The organism is Treponema endosymbiont of Eucomonympha sp. (genome assembly GCF_001028545.1).
Genome location: NZ_BBPW01000525.1, coordinates 1 through 507, shown reverse-complemented (window position 1 = coordinate 507; position 507 = coordinate 1). Strand labels below are relative to the sequence as shown.

At 58.6% G+C, this 507-nt stretch carries 1 pseudogene; it reads right to left on the bottom strand.

What is annotated here, in order from left to right:
* Positions 1-507: pseudogene (locus AWU74_RS07900) on the bottom strand (hypothetical protein); the annotation flags it as partial.

The window sequence follows — 507 nt, the reverse complement described above, 5'->3', positions numbered from 1 at the left end:
CCGGAAACACGAATGTTCAGGTCGCGTTGCTGACTGAACGAATAAAAGAACTCAGTGCGCACTGCAAGCAATTCAAAAAAGACAAAACCGCCTCCCACGGGATTATCATAGCGCTCGTACTTGTCGCCTTCAGTGATAAGACCCATGGCGATTCCCGCGACCGGCTTTTTCATCGGGACTCCCGCCGCCAGCATGCAGAGCGTGCCGCCGCATATCGATGCCATAGACGAAGAGCCGTTCGACTCCATGATTTCTGAGACGACGCGTACCGTATACGGAAACCGCTCCCGAGACGGCACCATAGGCTCAAGGCTGCGGCGGGCAAGGTTGCCGTGCCCGATTTCGCGCCGCCCCGTGCCCGTTCTGCCGACCTCGCCCACCGAATAGGGCGGGAAGTTGTAGTGCAGAATGAAATGCTCGCGCCGGTCGCCTTCAATGTCATCGTATACCTGTTCGTCGAACGTCGTGACGAGAGGAGCCACCGCAAGCGACTGCGTCTCCCCGCGG